Source organism: Enterobacter cloacae complex sp. P18RS (genome assembly GCF_014982105.1).
GTDB lineage: Bacteria > Pseudomonadota > Gammaproteobacteria > Enterobacterales > Enterobacteriaceae > Enterobacter > Enterobacter hormaechei_C.
On sequence record NZ_JADCKV010000038.1, the window covers coordinates 1 to 20050 of the forward strand.

Genomic DNA, 20050 nt, shown 5'->3' on the forward strand with positions numbered 1-20050 from the left:
AATTAATTCATTGAAAATATAGCGGGTAATTATTATTAAGTATTTCGTAATTCTATTTATAAAGGATTTTAATTCGGGTGTATTATAATTCACTCACTTTTGAGCAACAGGACAGGATGATGGAACTTGCGCAGTGGCAACACCGTTTTGAGCGCTGGCTCGACGAAAATCATTTTACTGATGATGCGGCGCACGATATCGCCCATTTTCACCGCGTCTGGATGACGGCGCAGGGTATTATGGCTGACGAGGATAGCGATCCGCTGGTTGTGCTGACCGCATGCTACTTCCATGACATTGTCAGCCTGCCGAAAAATCACCCGGAACGTAGCCACTCCTCGCGGCTGGCAGCGCGAAAAACGCGCGAGATCCTCAGTCGCGACTTTCCTGATTTTCCGCCGGATCGTTATGCAGCCGTTGAGCATGCTATTGAAGCGCACAGCTTCAGTGCCGGTATCGCGCCGCAAAGCCTGGAGGCCAAAATTGTGCAGGATGCCGACCGGCTGGAGGCGTTAGGCGCTATCGGCCTGGCGCGCGTCTTTGCCGTCTCCGGTGCGCTGGGCGCCGCGCTGTTTGATGCCGACGACCCGTTCGCCGGAACACGAGCGCTGGATGATAAAGCCTTCGCGCTCGACCACTTTCAGACCAAACTCCTGCGCCTGCCTGACACCATGCAAACCGCGCGGGGGCGCGAACTTGCGCGTCACAATGCCGATTTTCTGATCCAGTTTATGGCGAAGCTGAGTGCCGAATTACAGGGCGATTACCTCGGAACCGACAGCCAGATATTGACCCATTTCCGTCGCAGTGTGCGATCCTGAACTGTGGTACTCTGTTTTCTGTCTTTATTGTCCGGTTAAGAGAATGCAGGAAAATCGATCAGTGACTGTGCCCGCGCCTGAGCGGGTTGAGAAATCAACGGCAGCCGTGCAGGCACTCCTGCGTCAGCTGCTGGAAATGTATGATGCTAAAACGCTGGCAAACCAGCTGGTGGCCCATGGCGAGAGCCACTGGAGCCCGGCGATACTCAAGCGGCTGCTGATAAGCGACAGGGCAGGGCACCGCCTGAGCGACGGTGAGTTCCGCTATCTGCAAAATTTGCTGCCGCGTCCGCCTGCTGCGCATCCAAATTATGCCTTTCGCTTTATCGATCTCTTTGCCGGTATCGGCGGCATTCGCCATGGCTTTGAAACTATTGGCGGGCAGTGTGTATTCACCAGTGAATGGAACAAACATGCCGTCCGTACCTATAAAGCCAACTGGTATTGCGATCCCGACGCGCACCAGTTCAACGCGGATATTCGGGATGTCACGCTGAGCCACAAAACCGGCGTCAGCGATGAAGAGGCCGCCGAACACATTCGCAATACTATTCCGGCGCACGATGTGCTGCTGGCGGGCTTTCCGTGTCAGCCGTTCTCGCTGGCTGGCGTGTCGAAGAAGAACGCGCTGGGACGCGCACACGGCTTTGCCTGCGATACGCAGGGCACACTGTTCTTTGATGTTGCCCGGATCATTGATGCCCGCCGCCCGGCAATTTTTGTGCTGGAGAACGTCAAGAATTTAAAGAGTCATGACGGCGGCAAAACCTTCCGCATTATCATGCAAACGCTGGATGAACTGGGTTATGACGTGGCGGATGCAGAGGACATGGGGCCGGACGATCCGAAAATTATCGACGGCAAACACTTCCTGCCGCAGCACCGCGAACGCATCGTGCTGGTGGGCTTCCGCCGCGATCTCAATCTGAAAGGCGATTTTACGCTGCGTGATTTGCCCTCGCTGTATCCGGCGCGCCGCCCGACGGTGGCCGATCTGCTGGAGCCCGCCGTCGATGCGAAATTCATTCTGACCCCGGTGCTGTGGAAATACCTCTATCGCTATGCCAAAAAGCATCAGGCCAAAGGCAATGGCTTTGGGTTTGGCATGGTCAATCCGCTTAATCCTGACAGCGTGACGCGTACGCTGTCGGCGCGCTATTACAAAGATGGTGCGGAAATTCTTATCGATCGCGGCTGGGATAAGGCGCTGGGCGAAAAAGATTTTGACGATCCCCAGAACCAACAGCACCGACCGCGGCGCTTAACGCCGCGCGAGTGCGCCCGCTTAATGGGCTTTGAGACGCCGCAGGGCTACAGTTTTCGCATCCCGGTGTCGGATACCCAGGCCTATCGTCAGTTTGGCAACTCGGTGGTGGTGCCAGCCTTTGCCGCGGTAGCTAAACTGCTGGCCTCACGCATCAGCAAGGCCGTTCAGCTTCGTCAGAGCGAGGCCGTCAATGGCGGACGTTCACAATAAGGCCACGCGCAGTAAAAACATGCGTGCCATCGGCACGCGTGATACCGCGATTGAAAAACGGATCGCGGGCCTTCTGACCGCCGCCGGGTTTGAATTCAGGGTTCAGGATGCCACGCTTGCCGGGCGTCCTGATTTCGTCATCGACGCGTACCAGTGCATCATCTTTACCCACGGCTGTTTCTGGCATCATCACGACTGCTATCTGTTTAAAGTCCCGGCGACACGCACCGACTTCTGGCTGGAGAAGATTGGCAGGAACGTCGAGCGTGATAAACGCGATGTTTCGCAGCTTTACGCTCAGGGCTGGCGGGTGCTGATTGTCTGGGAGTGCGCGCTGCGCGGAAGAATGAAGCTGAATGACGTGGAACTGACGGAGCGGCTGGAAGAGTGGATCTGCGGCGGCGGTCAGGCCGCGCAGATCGATACCCAGGGCATTCACCCGATCACGGTTTCTCCACCTCACACCTCGTGACAATCGGTTTCGCGGGCAGCAAATATTTACCCAGCGTGACCAGTACCACGGCAAAGACAATCACACCCAGCGCCAGCCATTCAATCGTCGACAGCACTTCGCCCGCAAAACCGGTACCCAGCAGCACGGCAACCACCGGGTTAACGTAGGCGTAGCTGGTGGCAACCGCCGGTGAGACGTTGCGAATCAGGTACATATAGGCGTTGATGGCGATAATCGAGCCAAACAGCGCCAGATACCCGACGGCCAGGAAACCTGAAAGGTCTGGCATCGCCGTCAGTTTTTCACCCGTCAACGCGGAGGCCATCAGCAGCACAATGCCCGCCGCGAGCATCTCAATCGCACCTGCCATCATCCCGGAGGGCAGCTCGATGCGTGAACCGTAGACCGAGCCGAAGGCCCAGCTCATGGAGCCGATCATGATCAGAACGGCAGCCCAGGGGTTCCCGCTCAGGTTACCGCCGCTGTTCAGCAGGATGATACCCACAAGCCCAATCGCGATGCCCAGCCATTCGAGCTTACGGGTGCGGATCCCGAAGAGGCGACTAAAGCAGAGCGTAAACAGCGGCACGGTTGCGACGACCACTGCGGCGATGCCCGACGGCACGTTCTGGTGTTCGGCGACGGTTACCGCGCCATTGCCCACCGCCAGCAGCAGCAGGCCAATCAGGGCGGCGTTAAGCAGGGGACGCAGCGGCGGTAGTCTGTGGCCGCGCAGCAATAAAAACGCCATCAGCAGCACGCCGGCCGTAAGGAAACGAATACCGGCCATCATCAGCGGGGGCCAGCTTTCCACGCCTATACGAATGACAAAATAGGTGGACCCCCAGATGATATACAGGGAAAAGAGTGCTCCAATGAGCGGTAATAAATGCCGGAAACGCATAGTCCCTCACGACGAAATAAAAAGTTCGCTCATAGTTAACGCCAAAACTATCAGCCTGGCGAGTGCTTTAATTGTGTTGTTGATGTGAAATTTTTGTTGACGCGAGGTGCCAGTTTCCGGGCGGTGAGTTTTGTTCCATACTATTCACTTAATTAGCAAAAAAAGAAGGAAAGAGATTTTGGCAGGAAGTAGCTTATTAACATTACTGGACGACATCGCCACCTTGCTGGATGACATTTCGGTTATGGGAAAACTGGCGGCGAAAAAGACCGCCGGGGTACTGGGAGATGATTTGTCGCTTAACGCGCAGCAGGTCAGCGGCGTGCGGGCGAACCGTGAGTTGCCGGTGGTGTGGGGCGTTGCGAAAGGGTCCTTTATTAACAAGGTGATCCTCGTTCCGCTGGCGCTGCTGATTAGCGCCTTTATACCCTGGGCCATTACGCCCCTGCTGATGATTGGCGGGGCGTTCCTGTGCTTCGAGGGTGCCGAAAAAGTGTTGCATATGTTCGCTGCACGCAAAGAGAAAGACACCCCGGAAATGCGCCAGCAGCGTCTGGAAGCGCTGGCCGCGCAGGATCCAAAAACGTTCGAGCGTGATAAGGTCAAAGGCGCGATCCGCACGGACTTCATCCTCTCGGCCGAGATTGTGGCGATTACGCTGGGGATCGTCTCAGATGCCCCTCTGATAAACCAGGTGCTGATCCTGTCCGGCATTGCGATCCTCGTGACGATAGGGGTTTATGGCCTGGTCGGGCTGATCGTCAAGCTGGACGATATCGGCTTCTGGCTGGAAAAAAAATCCAGCGCAATTGCGCGCGGCATTGGGAAAAGCCTGCTGGTGCTGGCGCCGTGGCTGATGAAAACCTTGTCGGTGGTGGGAACCCTGGCGATGTTCCTGGTCGGCGGCGGAATTATCGTGCACGGTGTTGCTTCGCTGCATCACATGATTGAACATTTTGCGTCAGGCCAGGGGGCGGTAGTTGCTGCAATTCTGCCCACACTGCTTAACCTCGTACTGGGCTTTATCGTCGGTCTGATTGTGGTAGCCGTTGTTAAGCTGGTTGAAAAAGTACGCGGGAAATCGCATTAATTATTGCTGACCCCGGATGCAAAAAGACCATTCCTCGTCTAAATTGAAAACGTTTCACCCTGATACAGGAGGCAGGTATGGTCTTTTTGATCAGTGATGAAGTTAAGCCCAAAAATGGTGGTCCAGGTATGATCGTCACCGGGTATTCCAGCGGAATGGTGGAGTGTCGGTGGCATGATGGATACGGCATTAAGCGGGAGGCTTTTCGCGAAGACGAGCTTCAGCCTGCTAATAAAAGGCAAAAACGCGACAAGGCTTAATCACACAACGCCCGGCCTTGCCGGGCGTTTTTACTGGCAGAAGACTTATCATATCGGATGGTGAGCGACAATCAGGGAGTGTGTGTGCAGCACGATACCTTTGTTGTAAAACAATCTTTTTTGCAGTGGCTGCATAAGCGTAGCAATCCCCGTTTGATTGTTAACCTCTGTTTTATCGTTGTCCTGATCTTTTCCACCCTCCTGACCTGGCGCGAAGTTGTGGTACTGGAAGATGCTTATATCTCCAGCCAGCGTAACCATCTGGAAACGGTTGCCAGTGCGCTGGACAGACAGCTTCAGTTCAGCGTCGATAAGATATTGTTTTTTCGCCACAGCATGCGTGATGCGCTGGAAACGCCGCTGGCGTTTGGCGTGCTGCATGATGCGGTAAAGCGTTTTGCGCATTTGCGCACGTCCCCCAGCTGGCAAATTGCGGTTGATAAACAGCGCACGTTACCGATCAACGGTGTTTCGGATGCCTTCGTTGAAAAGACGACCCTTCTGAACCGTGATGATGAGTACCTTGATAATGAACTGTCCGCCGCGCTTGAAGTGGGGTATTTGCTGCGTCTGGCATCCAGCCCTTCCCGCAACGAAGAGCGCGTGATTTATGTCTCTCGCGCCGGATTCTTTCTGGAAACGGACACGCCGGGAAATTCCAGCGATATCGTGCAGCGCTATTACCATCTGGTCACTCAGCCCTGGTTTACCCAACAGTCCGAGCGTGAAAACCGTGCGCGTGCCGTGCGCTGGTTTATCTCGCCGCCTTCCACCTTTGTCGGCAAAAAGCCGCTGATCACCGCCAGCGTGCCGGTTTATTACAATCACGTCTGGTATGGCGTGGTGGCGATGGATTTCACCTTTGCCACCCTGCGTCGCCTGCTGGTGGAAGCCGTGGGCGATAACCCGGAAGGGGAATACCAACTGTATGACAGTCGGCTTACTCAGCTTGCAACGTCTGAATCACCTGCTGCGGACGTTAATCATTTTGACGCGCGCGAATTAGCGCAGATAGCGCACGCGATAGAATCGGATTCCGAAGGTGGCATTCGCCTGGGGAGTCGTTTTGTGAGCTGGGAGCGTCTCGACCATTTTGATGGCATCGTCCTGCGCGTGCACACCCTGGATGAAGGGGTGCGCGGTGATTTTGGCAGCATCAGCATTGTGCTGGCATTGCTTTGGGCGCTGTTCACCGCGATGCTGCTCATCTCATGGCTGGTGATCCGGCGCATGGTCAGTAATATGTATTCGATGCAGAACTCGCTGCAATGGCAGGCCTGGCACGACCCTCTGACCCGGCTGAACAATCGTGGGTCGCTGTTCGAGCAGGCGAAAATGCTGGCGAAGCAGTGTGAACAGCAGTCGCTACCTTTCTCGGTCATCCAGATCGATCTTGACTGCTTCAAGAGCATCAATGATCGGTTCGGGCATCAGGCGGGTGATAAGGTGTTGTCCCATGCCGCGGGTCTGATTGCCAGTACCCTCCGGACTAAAGATATTGCCGGACGCGTCGGGGGCGAAGAGTTCTGTGTGGTGCTGCCGGGCATGACGCTTGAAGAGGCGGCGGAAGTCGCAGAGCAGATCCGCGAGCGTATCGACAGCAAAGAGATCCTGATTAAGAAAAGTACCACCCTGCGCGTAAGTGCGTCGTTTGGCGTCTCTGGCGCGCAGGAGAAGGGCAATTATCACTTCGAAAATCTGCAATCCACCGCCGATGCGCGTCTGTATGAGGCGAAACAGCGCGGGCGTAACCGGGTCATCTGGCAGGATCACGTCAAAAAGTAATCAAGCCCCTCGCACCAGCCGGTCGGCCCGGTGTGCTGAGTGTGATAAACCCGGGCGGGATCGTCGTTCTTAAGGCTGACGCCCTCCCGGTTGAAGCCTTTCACCACGACGGCAAAGCCTACGCTGTCCAGCAGCGGGGCATCATTCGGGCCGTCGCCCAGGCCCAGCGTCGTCGGTTCGGAACCCTCGTGCAGGCGATACTGGTCCACAAGCCAGTGAACCGCCGCGTCTTTGCCGCAGCAGGTGTCCAGGATATGCCAGAAGCGTGCTCCCTGGACGATCTTCAGCCCCTGCCGGGCGAGTTCGCCGGCAAAGCGTTCCATTTGTTCATCACTGTCACGCCAGATCAGCGTCACGGAAGCCTCGTGTTTACGCGCAAGCACTGAGCGGGGACGACTCAGCCCAGTCCATCCGGCGACCACGCGCTCATCCACGTCATCGAAGGTGGTGAATTTAAGATGCATTTCCTGACGTACCCGGGCAATACACTGCCGGATATCGTCATGCTTCTTTTCTGAGATGAACCGTGCGGCGTTTTCCCACCGTACGTCAGGCTGGATCACCGCGCCGTTTTCCGCAATATAGGGCAACCCGCCAAGCCCCAGCTCCTGCTGGATGTCATCCATCTCGGACGCGGTTTTGCTGCTGCACAGAATGACCGGTACCTGTTCATCCATTAACTTTTCCAGCCAGGGGGCCGCAGGCTGCCAGTCGAGTGTGTGAAAATCCAACAGCGTGCCGTCGAGGTCGGTAAAAACAAGCAGAGTCTCCTCAAACGAAGGCATAACGTCTCCCGGGTGATGATTTCACCTAAGATAAATCTTAAAAAAACAGGCATTGACGCGCCGTTGAAGTGGAAACGATCCCGACAAACCCACAGGCGGCGCATGTTTATACTCATAACCAAAATACACATGTATAAAATATAATATTCGCTAAGAGAATATATGCTTGTAAGACTATTCCGTTGGGGATAATGTCTTATCTGCATCAGATTTCCTGGTGTAACGAATTTACAAGTGCTTCTTGCATAAGCAAGTTTGATCCCGGTCATCCCCATGACCGGGATTTTTTTCGCCTTAGCGGTTCGTCTCCGAGACGCTAAAGTCATGGATATCCAGCTCGAATGCTTCAGCCAGTTCACGGTATGTATGGTAATCCCTACCATTGACCACGACACGGTCGGGATTATCCTCTGCGCGATGAACTTCGGACTCACTGATTTCATTGATGGCGGCAAGCAGGGCATCGACATCCACTTCAACCTCACGCTTAATGGTGTCGCTGTACTCTTTGTCGGTCTTCATGGCGGGTTCCTCATTTAATCGTCTCAACAGTTAAGTATAGACCGCACACAAAAACGCCATTCGCGCCAGGTGGCGATGCCAGGCAATGCAATTTGTTCTACACTGGCTCAAAACCACAGGAGGAATGTATGAAGGTCAACGATCGGGTAACCGTCAAAACGGACGGTGGGCCGCGCCGCCCGGGCGTGGTGCTGGCTATAGAAGAGTTTAATGAAGGCACAATGTATCTGGTGTCGCTGGAAGATTACCCGCTCGGCATCTGGTTCTTCAACGAACTGGGGCACCCGGATGGGATCTTTGTGGAAACGGCGGAATAGGGCGGCGTCGGGGGCGTCTTCTCCCCGGCTCCGGCTACTGAAAAGCAAAATCTCTGGCCAGGCCAGAGATCAAGGTAGGGTACAACATGGCCGTGCAAATTAGCGCATATTAACGAAAATCCCATTCGTCACATTATCTGTCAGGCGTACGACATGGTATATGACTTGCTTATTATGCGTTTTAATTTTCCTTTTAATATTTCCTTTGTGTGACGATACTGTTTTTGCCTTGATATTCATCTGGTCTGAGATCTGAATTGTCCCTTGTCCAGCCATCCACATTCTTAGCATACTTGATTCAGTTCTGCTTAATGATAGGGTGGGTAAGTTAACCGCCCCTACATTCTTAACTTCTTTATTCAAATAATCGCCCAGGATATCATCAAGCGACTCTGGTTTAATCGATTTCGAACTGATTAATAAGTTTTTACGCACCAACAAATACTCATCGAAATGAATATTGGCGATCGCCATAAAAACAATAAACAGGGTCTTAGGATGCTGATTAATGATCTGCTTAATGTGCTGACTGTTAGCGGGGTCGTGAATGAAACAGTCCTCATTAATAAACACCACGCCGGGCTTGTGGGCGTCACAAGCGGCTGCGAGTTCTTCAACGGTGTGTGCATCGTTGATGTCTCTCTTTCTTACCCCTCTGCTTGCTAAGTACCCGGTTAACCCTAGCCGGGTGTAGCTGCATAAATCCATAATGATCGTTGACATGGCATACCCTCACTCAATGCGTAACGATAATTCACCACCTGCCTGAGAGCTCATAAACAGCCATACGGGATGGAAAAAATCTAATAAAACCTGTGAGCATGACAAAGACTTTCAGGCGAACTCACTATCCCGTAAAGTTACGTATAATTTGCCAGGAATCATCTTAAAGTAAAGTAAATATTAAGTATTGTGAGGTGGTTAGAAACATTTAAACCGCGTCAGATATATCCTGGTAGATGTTTTTCGAGATTATTTTTAGGAATATCCTCAGAAAGACATTGTAAACACTGCGGGTTATTATTTGCGTGGAAGTTCGCTGACAATATCCGCTAACAGATTGAATATCTCGCTGAATAAATGCTCGCAGAAGGGGGCGATAAGTGGCATCAATAATGACATTAATAAAAGGCCAACCGTCAAAGTCACCGGAAAGCCGATGACGAATACCGACAGCTGCGGAGCCATTCGGTTGAGTAAACCTAATGCGAGGTTAACGGTGAGCAGCAGGGTAATGATCGGCAGCGCCAGCATCAGCCCGTTGAGGAAGATCAGCCCGGCAGCCCGCACCAGCGCCAGAAACGCGTTGCTGTTTACCGGGTTGTCGCCAATCGGCAGCGTGTGGAAGGTGTCCACCAGCATCGAGATGAGCCACAGGTGGCCGTTGAACGAGAGAAACAACAGCATCGCCAGCAGGTCGATAATACGCGCCAGCACGGGCATATTCAGGTGGCTGCCCGGGTCAACGAACGTCGCGAAAGACAGGCCCATCTGCAAACCGATAAGTTCACCCGCCGTTCGTACCGCGGCGAAGGCGAGCTGCATCGTAAACCCGACCGCCACGCCAATCATCACCTGTTGCAGGGCAATCCAGATCGCATTCGGGGAAAAGATCGGGATATCCACCGCCGGCAGGGTAGGGGCAACGATAATCGTGATAACGATGCCCAGCCCAATTTTGACGCGTTTAGGCACCGACTTTTCACTGAGTATGGGGGCGGTGGAGATCAGCGCCATGATGCGCAGCATCGGCCAGAAATAGATCCCGAGCCACTGAACAAACTGATCGCTGGTGAAATGCAGCATCGTCCGTCAGCCGATGATGTAAGGCAGATTGGTGAACAGGTTGCGCATATAGTCCAGCAGCAAATTGAGCATCCATGGCCCGGCAACGATAATCGCCACGAAGACGGCAATGATCTTCGGGATGAACGACAGGGTCATTTCGTTAATCTGCGTGGCGGCCTGGAGAATACTGATAATCAGACCGGTGACCAGCGCAACCAGCAGCAGGGGCGCGGCGACGGCAATCGCGACTTTCATCGCCTCCGTGCCCATCATCATGACCGACTCAGGCGTCATTGCGCGCTCCTCAACTGTAGAAACTCTGCGCCAGCGAGCTGACCAGCAGCTGCCAGCCGTCGACCAGCACGAACAGCATGATCTTAAAGGGCAGGGCAATGGTTGCGGGCGGGACCATCATCATCCCGAGCGCCATCAGGACGCTGGCGATCACCAGGTCAATAATCAGGAACGGAATGAAAATGGTGAAGCCAATTTGGAACGCCGTTTTCAGCTCACTGGTCACATACGCCGGGAGCAGAATGCGCATCGGCACCGCTTCCGGCCCCTGTAACTCACCGGTGTTAGCGAGACGGGCAAACAGGGCCAGATCCGCTTCGCGCGTCTGGCGAAGCATAAATTCACGTAATGGCTGCGCGCCCTTTTCCAGGGCAACCTGCATGGAAATTTTATCTTCGCTGAACGGCTGGTAGGCCTCGGTGTAAATCTTGTCGATCACCGGCGACATAATGAAAAAGGTCAGGAACAGGGCTAAACCCAGCAGCACCTGATTGGGCGGCGCGGACGGCGTGCCGAGCGCGTTGCGCAGCAGGCCAAACACAATGATAATGCGGGTGAAGCTGGTCATCATTAGCAGGATCGCCGGGATAAAGGTCAGCGAGGTGATGAATACCAGCGTCTGCACGGACAGGGACCAGCTTTGCCCCCCGTTCGCCAGCGGCGTGGAAACCAGCCCCGGCAGTTGCGCATACACAGAGGGCGCGAACAGGCCCAGGCCTGTCAGCGTAAGGAATAACAAACGGCGCATCAGGATCTCCCGGGACGCTTGAGCAAACTCTTCATTACGGACTGGAAATCCGCAGGGGCCTGGGCGTTAGCCTCCACCGTGACAGGCGCAGGGGGGAGCGTGTGAAGGACGTTAATGCTGGAGGCGGTCACGCCCAGCACCAGTCGTGCATCTTCCACTTCCACAATGACCACGCGCTCGCGCGGTCCTAGCGGGGTGCTGGCGCTGACCTTCAACCCGCGGGTACCGGCCGTTTTCCCCCCCAGACCGAAACGCTTTGCCAGCCAGGCGGCGATAAGGATAAAGGCAATAATACCGAACAGCGCGCCGCTCACCTGGAGCAGCGGTGAGCCGGGTACGGCGGAGGGCGCGGACAGTGTTGCCTGGGTTTTCATACTTAACGACTCAGACGACGCATGCGTTCGGAAGGGGTAATGATGTCGGTGATACGTACGCCGTATTTATCGGCCACCACCACTACTTCGCCCTGTGCAATCAGGTAGCCGTTGATCAGAATATCCAGCGGCTCACCCGCTAAACCGTCAAGCGCCACCACGGAACCCTGCGTCAGGCGCAGCAGCTCTTTAATGGTCATGCGGGTGCGACCCAGCTCAACGGTCAGCTTGACCGGAATGTCCATAATCAGGTCGATGTCCTGCAACGTGCCGCTGACGTCGCCGCCGCCTAACTGCTGAAAGACCGCGTCTGCCGCGCTTTTCGTCGGCGTCGTTTTCTGCTCGTTTAACGCGTCAGCCCACAGATCGTCCAGTGCTCCGCTGTTTTCATCGGACGGATTGTTCATGTCACTCATTTGGGCTGTTCCTCATTCAGCGAATTCAAAATCGGGTTGATCAAGTGCTCAACGCGTAACGCATACTGGCCGTTAATCGTGCCGTACTGGCTTGTCAGCACGGGTACGCCATCCACATGGGCAATAATGCGGTCAGGTTTATCTATCGGCAAAACGTCACCGGGTTGTAATTTCAGGATCTGCGATAACCGCATGGAGATGTCGGCGAAGTTGGCCACCAGCTCCAGCTGCGAATGCTGCACCTGACGCACCAGGTTTTCACGCCAGTTCTGATCTTCGTGACGTGAGTTCTCCAGCGGCGGGTTCACCAGCAGTTCGCGCAGCGGTTCAATCATGCTGAACGGCAGGCAGATGTTGAACTCGCCCGTCAGGTTGCCGATCTCGACGTGGAACGGGGTGTTCACGACGATGTCATTCGGGGATGTGGTGATGTTGGTAAACTTCACCTGCATCTCGGAACGCACGTACTCCACTTCCAGCGGGTTAATCGCTTTCCACGCGTCACTGTAGGATTCCAGCGCCAGCTTCAGCATGCGGTTAATCACGCGCTGTTCGGTATGGGTAAACTCGCGGCCTTCCACTTTGGTCGGGAAACGGCCATCGCCACCGAACAGGTTATCCACCGCGATGAACACCAGGCTTGGCGAGAACACAACCAGGCCGGTACCGCGCAGCGGTTTCAGATGGATCAGGTTAAGGTTGGTTGGCACCGGCAGGTTGCGGGCAAACTCATGATACGGCTGAATGCGGATCGCACCGACGGTAATATCCGGGCTACGACGCAGCAGGTTAAACAACCCCATACGGAACTGACGTGCGAAACGTTCGTTGATGATCTCCAGCGCCTGTAAACGCTCGCGCACCACGCGACGCTGGGTATTGGGATCGTAGGGACGAATATTATCATCGCCGGTCAGACCCGGTTTCGGTTCGTCACTTTTATCGCTGTCGCCGTTGAGCAGCGCATCGATTTCTGCCTGAGAAAGAATACTGTCGCCCATGTCGTTACCGCAGAATGAAGGCTGTATACAGAACGTCAGTGACTTCCTGCTTAGGTTGGCCGTTTACCAGCGGGGTCGCCAGCGTCTGTTTTATGGCATCGACCAGCTTTTGCTTGCCCACATCGGTGGCGAGCGCGGAGGCATCCTGACGAGAAAACAGCAGCAGCAGACGGCTACGCACTTCTGGCAGGTAGTCGTTCAGGCGTGCACGGGTCGCTTCATCTTTCAGACGCAGCGTAATACCCACGTAAAGCACGCGATCCGCATCGCCCAGGTTCACAGTGAACGTATCCAGCGGGTAGAAGACCGGCGCCGGTGGAGGCGGCGCTTCAGCTTTGGCGGCCGCGCTGGAGGGTTCCTGCTGCATACGCCAGTAACTGTAGCCTGCGGTGGCGCAGGCCGCGAGGGTAATCAACACCAGCAGCGGGATCCAGATGGAACGCTTGCTTTTTTTGGTGATAGCGGAGTCTGTCATCTGATACGAGCTTCCTGTTTCGGTACAGCTTAATACGGTGATTATCCCGTGTCCGGCTTAGGTCAAAGCGTGGAAAAGACGGGGATAATCACGTTACCTCTGGCGTTTAGGCAAAGATGTCTACGGCACGGCTGCCGCGCGCGGCGGATTGCAGGGCGGCAGGGGCAGGCAATAACTCTTCGCTCTCATCGTTAAACCCGCCATGCTGGCCGGAACGCGAAGTGTGCTGTTGCTGCCCGGATGAGGACTGCTGTTGCCCGGCAAAGCCCTCGCTGCTGACGCTGCTTTGGGAAAGCTGAATGCCGTTTTCCGCAAGCTGCGTGCGCAGGATCGGCAGGGCCGCTTCCAGCGCCGCGCGGACGTGGCTGTGGGGCGAAACCATCTGCAACTGCGCCTGGTTGTCATCCAGCTTAAGCGAAATTTGCACCTGACCCAGATCCTCCGGGTGCAGACGCAGCTCTGCGGTCTGCTGTCCCTGCTTTGTGAACAAGGTGATGTGCTGGCTCAGATTCTGCTGCCATTCGTGCGTGCCCAGCGGCTGGCTTAACACCGGCGCTGTCGAAACGGTAGCGGCAGGCTGTGAAGGCGCCAGGTGACTGACGATCGGGGCCAGCGTCGCGGTTGGGCTGGCGGCAGACGACGCCGCGCTCGCTACGTCCTGCTTCTCCGCGACGGCGGCGACGGCTGGCGTAACGGCTGCCGTGGCGGGCAGCGATGTGTCGCTGTCCTGAACCGGCATTTTTTCCTGAGCCGTTAACGCATGGCTAAGCGGCTGATGCTGGCCGTTGTCCGTCTGGGCTAGCGCAGAGGGGAGGGCGGCACGGGGGGCGATCTCCCCGGTGCTCGCAGGCTGCGTCGCTACCGGGATGGTGGTCTGCTGGTGCGGTAACATCGCCATCAGCGCGCTTAACCCGGCCAGCTCCTCTTCTTCAGTCGTGGTCTCGCTGTTTGTTTTCGCCTCCGGCTGGGTCAGCGCCTTCAGCGCATCCGTATTCGCGGCGGGTTTCAGGCCGGAGACGAGGCTTTGCAGGGAGACGGCGGTATCTTCACCAGTCAGGGTCTCCTGACGGGAGAGCAGCTCGGCGATTTTGGCCTGGAGCGTGGTATCACCGTTTTTTTCCTTTACCGCTGTCGACAGCTTGCTGCCCGCCGCTTTCAGGTCCGCCAGCGTCAGCGGGGCATCTTTGCCTTTGCCGGTGGTCTCGGTCAGCGCGCCCGCCAGCAGAGAAAGAAAATCTTGCGCGCCCTCAGCGCCTTTCCCGGTCAGCGTGCCGCCGGACGGGTCGCTGTCGGTCATCAGCAGTTGTTGCAGTGTGATCATTCTGGTTTCCTCATTGATGCGCGCTGGGCAAACTCATCCATTTTTTTCTGATCCAGACGGTTTTCCGCCAGGGTCGAGGCTGCAATCTGCCGGTCCTGTAAGGTTTGCCAGGCCTGCAACCGCTGTTTTTTCTCGCGCCAGAAATTCAGCGCGGTATCGACTTTTTTCGTCCACTGGTTGAGCTGCTGGCGATGCTGCTCAATCGCCTTTTCCAGCGTCTGGATAAACTGCTGATAGTTAATCCAGCGCTGGCTACCAATGCCCTGCGCCATGTCGGTGTTAAGGTTGGTGCGATATTCATGCTGATAGTCGATTAACATCTTCAACTGTTCTTCAGCCTGCTGGCACCCGCGTCGCATTGCGCCAAGCTGCAATGCGGCATCATCAACTTCTTTTTCAGCCAGATCTTTCAGCGTTGATAACGCGCTGTTCTGCGCCATGACCTTCGCCCTCCACCTGTGTTACACCTGCGGGAAAATCAGCTCCAGTGCCTGGAGGGAATCTTCCCAGTCGGCGCGTTCAAAAATACCCTGTTGCAGAAATGCCTCCAGCTGCGGCCACAGGGCAATCGCTTTATCGAGCATCGGGTCGCTGCCTTTGGCGTACGCCCCGACGCTTACCAGATCGCGGTTGCGCTGGAAGCTGGAGAGCAGTTGTTTGAAGTTACGCACGCGGGCGTAGTGTTGCTCGGTGATCAAGGCCGTCATCGCACGGCTGATCGAGGCTTCAATATCAATTGCCGGATAGTGCCCGGCTTCGGCCAGACGGCGCGACAGCACGATATGGCCGTCGAGGATCGCTCGCGCGGAGTCGGCAATCGGGTCCTGCTGGTCATCGCCTTCGGTCAGTACCGTATAGAACGCGGTGATGGAGCCGCCGCCGCTGATGCCGTTCCCCGCGCGCTCAACCAACGCCGGGAGCTTGGCGAAGACCGACGGCGGGTAGCCTTTGGTCGCGGGCGGCTCGCCGATGGCCAGCGCAATCTCACGCTGCGCCATCGCGTAGCGGGTCAGGGAGTCCATAATCAGCAGCACGTGCTGGCCCCGGTCGCGGAAATCTTCCGCAATACGCGTGGCGTAGGCGGCACCCTGCATACGCAGTAGCGGCGACACGTCCGCAGGCGCGGCGATCACCACCGAGCGGGCGCGGCCCTCCGCACCCAGAATGTTTTCGATGAAATCTTTGACTTCGCGACCACGCTCACCAATCAGGCCTACCACGATAACGTCCGCCTGGGTATAACGCGCCATCATGCCGAGCAGGACCGATTTACCCACGCCGGAGCCGGCAAACAGCCCCATACGCTGGCCGCGTCCCACGGTGAGCAGGGCGTTAATCGGCCGCACGCCGGTATCCAGTACGTGCTCGATTGGGGTGCGTTGCAGCGGGTTGAAGGGTTGGGTGATCAGCGCGCCGGTTTCGGTGGTATCAGGGGAGGGCAGGCCATCGAGCGGTTTGCCGCTTCCGTCCAGCACGCGGCCCAGCAGCGCCGGACCGAGCGGCAGCTGTTTGCCGCTTTGCAGGCCGTCACCGCTGATGTTTTTCGCGTAGACGCGGGCGCCGGGCAAAATCCCTTCCACTTCTTCAAGGGGCATCAGAAACAGGCGCTGACCGTTGAACCCGACCACTTCGCTTTCCACTTCACGCGTCTCCCCCCCGTCCTGACGCTCAATCACGCAGGTGGCGCCGAGCGGAAGTTGCAGCCCCGTGGCTTCCAGGACCAGACCGGTGGCGCGCGTCAGGCGTCCATAACGACGAACGGATGGCAGCTGCGCCATCTTCGTTTCAAAATTATCGAGCGTGTTAAGCCAGCGCGTAAGGCGAGCGGTCATCAGACGACTCCCGGTGCCGCCAGGCGGCACAGTTCCTGCCAGCGGGTCGCGACGCTGGCATCCAGATCGCCCTCATCCGCCGAGACCTTACAGCCTCCGTGATGGAGCGACGGATCGCCGCGCAGCCGCCAGCCGTGCAGGCTCAGCGTCGCGCCGAGGCTCTCTTCCACGCGCTGCAAATCATCAGGATGAACGCGCAGCTGCGGTTTGCCGCTGAACAGCGGCTCCTGCTGGAGCAGGGCCTGGATCTGCTTAATCAGCGCGGCGTTATCCACTACCGGCGTCTGGCCGATCACCTGACGGGCCGCCTCCAGCGCCATCTGCATCAGGCGCGAGGCAATCACGCTGTCGAGCGCATCCAGCGTGTGCTGAAACTCGCTCACCAGCTGCTGCATGCGGGCATGCAGCGGCGCCTGCTGCTGGCGCGCCTGCTCGATGCCCTGCTCTAAACCTTTCGCCAGCCCTTCCTGATAACCCTGTGCGTGCCCGGTCTGACGGCCTTCGTTCATCCCGGCGTTGAAGCCCTGCTCGTGCGCCTGCATTTGCATCTGGGCCAGCATCTGGGCGCGCTGTTCCTCTTCACTCAGCTCGGGGATGCCCGCCCCGGCGTCGCCCTCGTCGGACGACACAACGGCAGGGGTGAACTCTGCGGTGGGAGGGGAGAGGTCGTCAGGCGTCCAGCGCTTCCACGACAGTTCATCAGACATAGGTGTCGTCTCCGCTGCCAATCACCATCTCGCCGGTTTCTGCCAGACGACGAACAATAAGCAGGATCGCTTTCTGTTCGTTTTCCACCTGAGACAAACGCACCGGGCCACGGTTGGCCAGGTCGTCGCGCAGGATATCGGCCGCACGCTGGGACATGTTGCGCAGGAATTTCTCGCGCAGCGGCTGCTCGGCGCCTTTGAGGGCGATAAGCAGCGATTCGGAGTCCACCTCCTGAAGCAGGCGCTGGATACTGCGGTCGTCCACTTCGACCAGGTTTTCGAACAGGAACATCTCGTCGATAATTTTCTGCGCCAGCTCGCCGTCGAACTCGCGTACCGCCGTAATAACCGCCTCTTCCTGCTGCGTTTTCATCAGGTTGATGATTTCCGCTGCCGTTCTCACGCCGCCCATTTTGCTGCGCTTGAGATTCTGGCCGTCGAGCAGGTTGTTCAGCACTTCGGTCAGCTCCGCCAGCGCGGCTGGCTGGACGCCGCCGAAGGTGGCGATACGCAGCATCACGTCGTGGCGCAGGCGCTCGTCGAACAGCGCCAGAATATCGGCTGCCTGACCCCGTTTGAGGTGGACCAGAATGGTGGCGATAATCTGCGGGTGCTCGTCGCGAATAAGATCGGCGGCGCTTTGCGGCTCCATAAAGTTGAGCGTTTCGATCCCGCTGGCGGTGTCGCGCGTTTCGAGAATATCTTCCAGCAGGCTGGCGGCGCGCTCTTCGCCCAGCGCCTTAACCAGCACGGAGCGCAGGTATTCGTTGGCGTTGACGTTGAGCGCGGCAAACTGCTCGGCTTCCTGCTCAAACTCCGCCAGCACTTCTGTCAGCTGCTTGTTGGAGATCTGGCGCACGTTGGCCATCGCCGCGCTGAGGATCTGCACTTCTCGCTGGGAGAGGTGTTTAAACACTTCCGCCGCGCGATCTTCGCCAATGGTCATCAGCAGGATGACGCTCTTATCGGTGCCTGTAAGCGTATTACTCATGTTCGTTACCCATCCAACCGCGGATGACCAGCGCGACGACGCGCGGATCGTTATCTGACATTTCGCGAATGCGCTGGCTCATCACCTCTGCGCCCATACGCTGGTTAGCACGGCGCTGCTGCATCTGTTCATCTTTGCTGAGACGAACTTCAACCGCTTCTTCCTCGTCCGGACGCGCGTTCTTCTGTTCCAGCGCGGCTTTCTCGGCTTCAGCACGGCGCTGTAGCTGAGGACGAACGCCCTTACGCCACAGCAGCCACGCGACAATCAGCACCAGCAGCCAGCGGCCTGCGGACATCAGCTGATCGAAGAACGCCTGCTGTTGCCAGAACGGCAGTTCGCCACCGGTCTCATCCACCGGGTTGAACGGTGAGTTCACAACGTTGAGGGTATCGCCACGTTTTTCAGAGAAGCCCATCGCTTCGCGGGTTAAATCTTCGATCTGCTTCATCTGCTCCGCCGTGAGCGGCAGCGGTTTACCGTCCGGCAGCGTTTTGTAGTTCACCACCACGGCAACAGAGAGACGCTGAATATCGCCCGTGTTCAGTTTGGTATGGCGGATAGTCCGGTCGACTTCGTAGTTGGTCGTTTCGTTACGGCTGCTGTTACGCGGGCCGGTACTGTTCGCGGTCGAGGTCGTCTGCTGATTCGTTTGCTGACCGTTCTGCGGGTTTGCCGGCGGGGTGGAGATTGGCGCGGCGTTGGCAGGCGCAGGCTGGTTAGAGAGCGCGCCCGGCACACCGCCAGGATACTGTCCGCCGACCTGTTCCGTCTCATTGATCTGACGCGAGCGTAACACGGCGCGGGAGGCATCCCCGTTCGGGGCGTACTGCTCTTCGGTCTGTTCTTTATTCGAGAAATCAATCTGCGCTGTGACCTGCGCGTGTACGTTGCTGCTGCCGACCACCGGGCCCAGAATCGCTTCGATGCGACGCTGGAGACGGCCTTCCACATCCGCGGCGTATTTCAGCTGGGCGTCATTGAGATCGCGCCCGGCGGTGTTGGACTGCGTCAGCAGATGACCACTCTGATCCACCAGCGTAACGTTACCCGGCGGCAGGCCGGCCACCGCACTGGAGACCAGGTGCGTGACGGCGCTGATCTGCCCTTCATCCAGCGCACGGCCAGGTTCGAGGTTAACGGTCACAGAGGCCGAAGGGGACTTTTGTTCACGGACAAACAGGGACGGCTTAGGCATCGCCAGGTGCACGCGGGCACTTTTCACCGGGCCTAAGGTTTCAATCGTACGGGCCAGCTCACCTTCCAGTGCGCGCTGATAGTTAACCTGCTCGCTGAACTGACTGATGCCGAATTTTTCCTGATCCAGCAGCTCAAAACCAACCGCGCCGCCTTTTGGCAGCCCCTGCTGGGCGAGACGCAGGCGAAGCTCGTGCACTTTATCTGCCGGTACTTCAAGCGCACCACCGTTATCGGCAAAGCGATACGGGATGTTCATCTGGGTTAACTGGGTGACGATGGCACCGCCATCCTGGTCAGAAAGGTTGCTGTAGAGCGTGCGGTAATCCGGGCTTTTTGCCCATAAGACCATCGCGACAACGATCGCAATGGCGGCAGCGCCTGCCACAATCAACGGGATCTTAGGGTTGGCGCGAAGGCGGTTCATCCACTCGAGTGATTTATTCTGTGGCGCTGTCGATGCTGCTGTCGCACTCATTGCGCACCTCTTA

The 20050-nt window shown here is 56.9% G+C and carries 23 protein-coding genes and 1 pseudogene; 7 read left to right on the forward strand and 17 right to left on the reverse strand.

Annotated elements, in window-relative coordinates:
• The first annotated feature begins 119 nt into the window (after positions 1-119).
• From INF61_RS21745 to INF61_RS21755, 3 genes are read left to right on the forward strand one after another with little or no spacing between them, the layout of a single operon-like run.
• Positions 120-821 carry a phosphohydrolase gene (locus INF61_RS21745; RefSeq protein ID WP_033486933.1) on the forward strand — a complete coding sequence of 234 codons (702 nt, stop codon included), beginning with the start codon at positions 120-122 and terminating at the stop codon, positions 819-821.
• A 43-nt stretch (positions 822-864) separates the two neighbouring features.
• A complete protein-coding gene (locus INF61_RS21750) occupies positions 865-2298 on the forward strand; it encodes a DNA cytosine methyltransferase (RefSeq protein WP_192969608.1) in 1434 nt (477 codons plus the stop codon).
• The gene (locus INF61_RS21755; protein WP_017383335.1) at positions 2279-2770 is read left to right on the forward strand and encodes a very short patch repair endonuclease; all 492 of its coding nucleotides are present in this window, start codon (positions 2279-2281) and stop codon (positions 2768-2770) included. The genes INF61_RS21750 and INF61_RS21755 overlap by 20 nt, the downstream gene beginning before the upstream one ends.
• Here INF61_RS21755 and yedA read toward each other — a convergent pair.
• Positions 2742-3656, reverse strand: a complete 915-nt coding sequence (yedA, locus tag INF61_RS21760; protein WP_023303927.1) for a drug/metabolite exporter YedA — start codon at positions 3654-3656, stop codon at positions 2742-2744. The genes INF61_RS21755 and yedA overlap by 29 nt on opposite strands.
• A 178-nt stretch (positions 3657-3834) precedes the next feature.
• Here yedA and INF61_RS21765 point away from each other — a divergent pair, with 178 nt between their 5' ends.
• From INF61_RS21765 to dgcQ, 3 genes are all read left to right on the forward strand, one after another.
• Complete coding sequence (locus tag INF61_RS21765; protein ID WP_047056240.1) at positions 3835-4746, forward strand: DUF808 domain-containing protein; 912 nt, start codon at positions 3835-3837, stop codon at positions 4744-4746.
• 77 nt (positions 4747-4823) lie between these two features.
• Positions 4824-5006: a YodC family protein gene (locus INF61_RS21770; protein ID WP_003859574.1), complete on the forward strand. Its 183-nt coding sequence runs from the start codon at positions 4824-4826 to the stop codon at positions 5004-5006.
• Positions 5007-5090: 84 nt separating this feature from the next.
• Positions 5091-6791, forward strand: a complete 1701-nt coding sequence (gene dgcQ / locus INF61_RS21775) for a cellulose biosynthesis regulator diguanylate cyclase DgcQ (protein ID WP_047718230.1) — start codon at positions 5091-5093, stop codon at positions 6789-6791.
• Here the strand turns inward: dgcQ and INF61_RS21780 are convergent.
• Together INF61_RS21780 and yodD are read right to left on the reverse strand one after the other, a co-directional pair.
• Positions 6776-7576, reverse strand: coding sequence for a mannosyl-3-phosphoglycerate phosphatase-related protein (locus INF61_RS21780; RefSeq protein WP_193548120.1), 801 nt, complete (start codon positions 7574-7576; stop codon positions 6776-6778). The genes dgcQ and INF61_RS21780 overlap by 16 nt on opposite strands.
• 294 nt (positions 7577-7870) lie before the next feature.
• Complete coding sequence (yodD, locus tag INF61_RS21785; protein ID WP_193548121.1) at positions 7871-8098, reverse strand: YodD family peroxide/acid resistance protein; 228 nt, start codon at positions 8096-8098, stop codon at positions 7871-7873.
• 128 nt (positions 8099-8226) lie between these two features.
• On the opposite strand from yodD, the gene dsrB reads away from it, so the two are divergent.
• The gene (gene dsrB, locus INF61_RS21790; RefSeq protein ID WP_003859583.1) at positions 8227-8415 is read left to right on the forward strand and encodes a protein DsrB; all 189 of its coding nucleotides are present in this window, start codon (positions 8227-8229) and stop codon (positions 8413-8415) included.
• Between the two features lie 99 nt (positions 8416-8514).
• Here the strand turns inward: dsrB and rcsA are convergent, their stop codons facing one another.
• The 14 genes and pseudogenes from rcsA to fliF form a co-directional block, all read right to left on the reverse strand.
• Positions 8515-9138, reverse strand: coding sequence for a transcriptional regulator RcsA (rcsA, locus tag INF61_RS21795; RefSeq protein ID WP_017383340.1), 624 nt, complete (start codon positions 9136-9138; stop codon positions 8515-8517).
• Between the two features lie 290 nt (positions 9139-9428).
• Positions 9429-10221, reverse strand: a pseudogene (gene fliR / locus INF61_RS21800) (flagellar biosynthetic protein FliR); the annotation flags it as partial.
• Between the two features lie 6 nt (positions 10222-10227).
• A complete protein-coding gene (fliQ, locus tag INF61_RS21805; RefSeq protein ID WP_003859587.1) occupies positions 10228-10497 on the reverse strand; it encodes a flagellar biosynthesis protein FliQ in 270 nt (89 codons plus the stop codon).
• Positions 10498-10507: 10 nt separating this feature from the next.
• On the reverse strand, positions 10508-11245 hold the full coding sequence (gene fliP / locus INF61_RS21810) for a flagellar type III secretion system pore protein FliP (RefSeq protein WP_015572437.1): 738 nt from the start codon (positions 11243-11245) through the stop codon (positions 10508-10510).
• Positions 11245-11619, reverse strand: coding sequence for a flagellar biosynthetic protein FliO (fliO, locus tag INF61_RS21815; RefSeq protein WP_063151634.1), 375 nt, complete (start codon positions 11617-11619; stop codon positions 11245-11247). Before fliO ends, fliP begins: the two co-directional genes overlap by 1 nt.
• 2 nt (positions 11620-11621) lie before the next feature.
• Positions 11622-12035, reverse strand: a complete 414-nt coding sequence (gene fliN / locus INF61_RS21820) for a flagellar motor switch protein FliN (protein ID WP_003859592.1) — start codon at positions 12033-12035, stop codon at positions 11622-11624.
• Complete coding sequence (gene fliM, locus INF61_RS21825) at positions 12032-13036, reverse strand: flagellar motor switch protein FliM (RefSeq protein ID WP_003859594.1); 1005 nt, start codon at positions 13034-13036, stop codon at positions 12032-12034. The genes fliN and fliM overlap by 4 nt, the downstream gene beginning before the upstream one ends.
• 4 nt (positions 13037-13040) lie before the next feature.
• Positions 13041-13511 carry a flagellar basal body-associated protein FliL gene (fliL, locus tag INF61_RS21830; protein ID WP_003859598.1) on the reverse strand — a complete coding sequence of 157 codons (471 nt, stop codon included), beginning with the start codon at positions 13509-13511 and terminating at the stop codon, positions 13041-13043.
• Positions 13512-13617: 106 nt separating this feature from the next.
• The gene (fliK, locus tag INF61_RS21835) at positions 13618-14832 is read right to left on the reverse strand and encodes a flagellar hook length control protein FliK (protein WP_193548122.1); all 1215 of its coding nucleotides are present in this window, start codon (positions 14830-14832) and stop codon (positions 13618-13620) included.
• The gene (gene fliJ, locus INF61_RS21840) at positions 14829-15272 is read right to left on the reverse strand and encodes a flagellar export protein FliJ (RefSeq protein ID WP_193548123.1); all 444 of its coding nucleotides are present in this window, start codon (positions 15270-15272) and stop codon (positions 14829-14831) included. Before fliJ ends, fliK begins: the two co-directional genes overlap by 4 nt.
• A gap of 21 nt (positions 15273-15293) precedes the next feature.
• The gene (fliI, locus tag INF61_RS21845; protein ID WP_017693144.1) at positions 15294-16664 is read right to left on the reverse strand and encodes a flagellar protein export ATPase FliI; all 1371 of its coding nucleotides are present in this window, start codon (positions 16662-16664) and stop codon (positions 15294-15296) included.
• Positions 16664-17371, reverse strand: coding sequence for a flagellar assembly protein FliH (fliH, locus tag INF61_RS21850; RefSeq protein WP_045333365.1), 708 nt, complete (start codon positions 17369-17371; stop codon positions 16664-16666). Before fliH ends, fliI begins: the two co-directional genes overlap by 1 nt.
• On the reverse strand, positions 17364-18362 hold the full coding sequence (gene fliG / locus INF61_RS21855; protein WP_003859608.1) for a flagellar motor switch protein FliG: 999 nt from the start codon (positions 18360-18362) through the stop codon (positions 17364-17366). Before fliG ends, fliH begins: the two co-directional genes overlap by 8 nt.
• On the reverse strand, positions 18355-20037 hold the full coding sequence (gene fliF / locus INF61_RS21860; RefSeq protein WP_017383346.1) for a flagellar basal-body MS-ring/collar protein FliF: 1683 nt from the start codon (positions 20035-20037) through the stop codon (positions 18355-18357). The genes fliG and fliF overlap by 8 nt, the downstream gene beginning before the upstream one ends.
• Positions 20038-20050 lie beyond the last annotated feature (13 nt).

Coding starts and splice junctions, on each gene's coding strand:
- INF61_RS21745 (WP_033486933.1), top strand. CDS start 120: ATGGAACTTGCGCAGTGGCAACACCGTTTTGAGCGCTGGCTCGACGAA.
- INF61_RS21750 (WP_192969608.1), top strand. CDS start 865: ATGCAGGAAAATCGATCAGTGACTGTGCCCGCGCCTGAGCGGGTTGAG.
- INF61_RS21755 (WP_017383335.1), top strand. CDS start 2,279: ATGGCGGACGTTCACAATAAGGCCACGCGCAGTAAAAACATGCGTGCC.
- yedA (WP_023303927.1), bottom strand. CDS start 3,656: ATGCGTTTCCGGCATTTATTACCGCTCATTGGAGCACTCTTTTCCCTG.
- INF61_RS21770 (WP_003859574.1), top strand. CDS start 4,824: ATGGTCTTTTTGATCAGTGATGAAGTTAAGCCCAAAAATGGTGGTCCA.
- INF61_RS21780 (WP_193548120.1), bottom strand. CDS start 7,576: ATGCCTTCGTTTGAGGAGACTCTGCTTGTTTTTACCGACCTCGACGGC.
- yodD (WP_193548121.1), bottom strand. CDS start 8,098: ATGAAGACCGACAAAGAGTACAGCGACACCATTAAGCGTGAGGTTGAA.
- dsrB (WP_003859583.1), top strand. CDS start 8,227: ATGAAGGTCAACGATCGGGTAACCGTCAAAACGGACGGTGGGCCGCGC.
- rcsA (WP_017383340.1), bottom strand. CDS start 9,138: ATGTCAACGATCATTATGGATTTATGCAGCTACACCCGGCTAGGGTTA.
- fliQ (WP_003859587.1), bottom strand. CDS start 10,497: ATGACGCCTGAGTCGGTCATGATGATGGGCACGGAGGCGATGAAAGTC.
- fliP (WP_015572437.1), bottom strand. CDS start 11,245: ATGCGCCGTTTGTTATTCCTTACGCTGACAGGCCTGGGCCTGTTCGCG.
- fliO (WP_063151634.1), bottom strand. CDS start 11,619: ATGAAAACCCAGGCAACACTGTCCGCGCCCTCCGCCGTACCCGGCTCA.
- fliN (WP_003859592.1), bottom strand. CDS start 12,035: ATGAGTGACATGAACAATCCGTCCGATGAAAACAGCGGAGCACTGGAC.
- fliM (WP_003859594.1), bottom strand. CDS start 13,036: ATGGGCGACAGTATTCTTTCTCAGGCAGAAATCGATGCGCTGCTCAAC.
- fliL (WP_003859598.1), bottom strand. CDS start 13,511: ATGACAGACTCCGCTATCACCAAAAAAAGCAAGCGTTCCATCTGGATC.
- fliK (WP_193548122.1), bottom strand. CDS start 14,832: ATGATCACACTGCAACAACTGCTGATGACCGACAGCGACCCGTCCGGC.
- fliJ (WP_193548123.1), bottom strand. CDS start 15,272: ATGGCGCAGAACAGCGCGTTATCAACGCTGAAAGATCTGGCTGAAAAA.
- fliI (WP_017693144.1), bottom strand. CDS start 16,664: ATGACCGCTCGCCTTACGCGCTGGCTTAACACGCTCGATAATTTTGAA.
- fliH (WP_045333365.1), bottom strand. CDS start 17,371: ATGTCTGATGAACTGTCGTGGAAGCGCTGGACGCCTGACGACCTCTCC.
- fliG (WP_003859608.1), bottom strand. CDS start 18,362: ATGAGTAATACGCTTACAGGCACCGATAAGAGCGTCATCCTGCTGATG.
- fliF (WP_017383346.1), bottom strand. CDS start 20,037: ATGAGTGCGACAGCAGCATCGACAGCGCCACAGAATAAATCACTCGAG.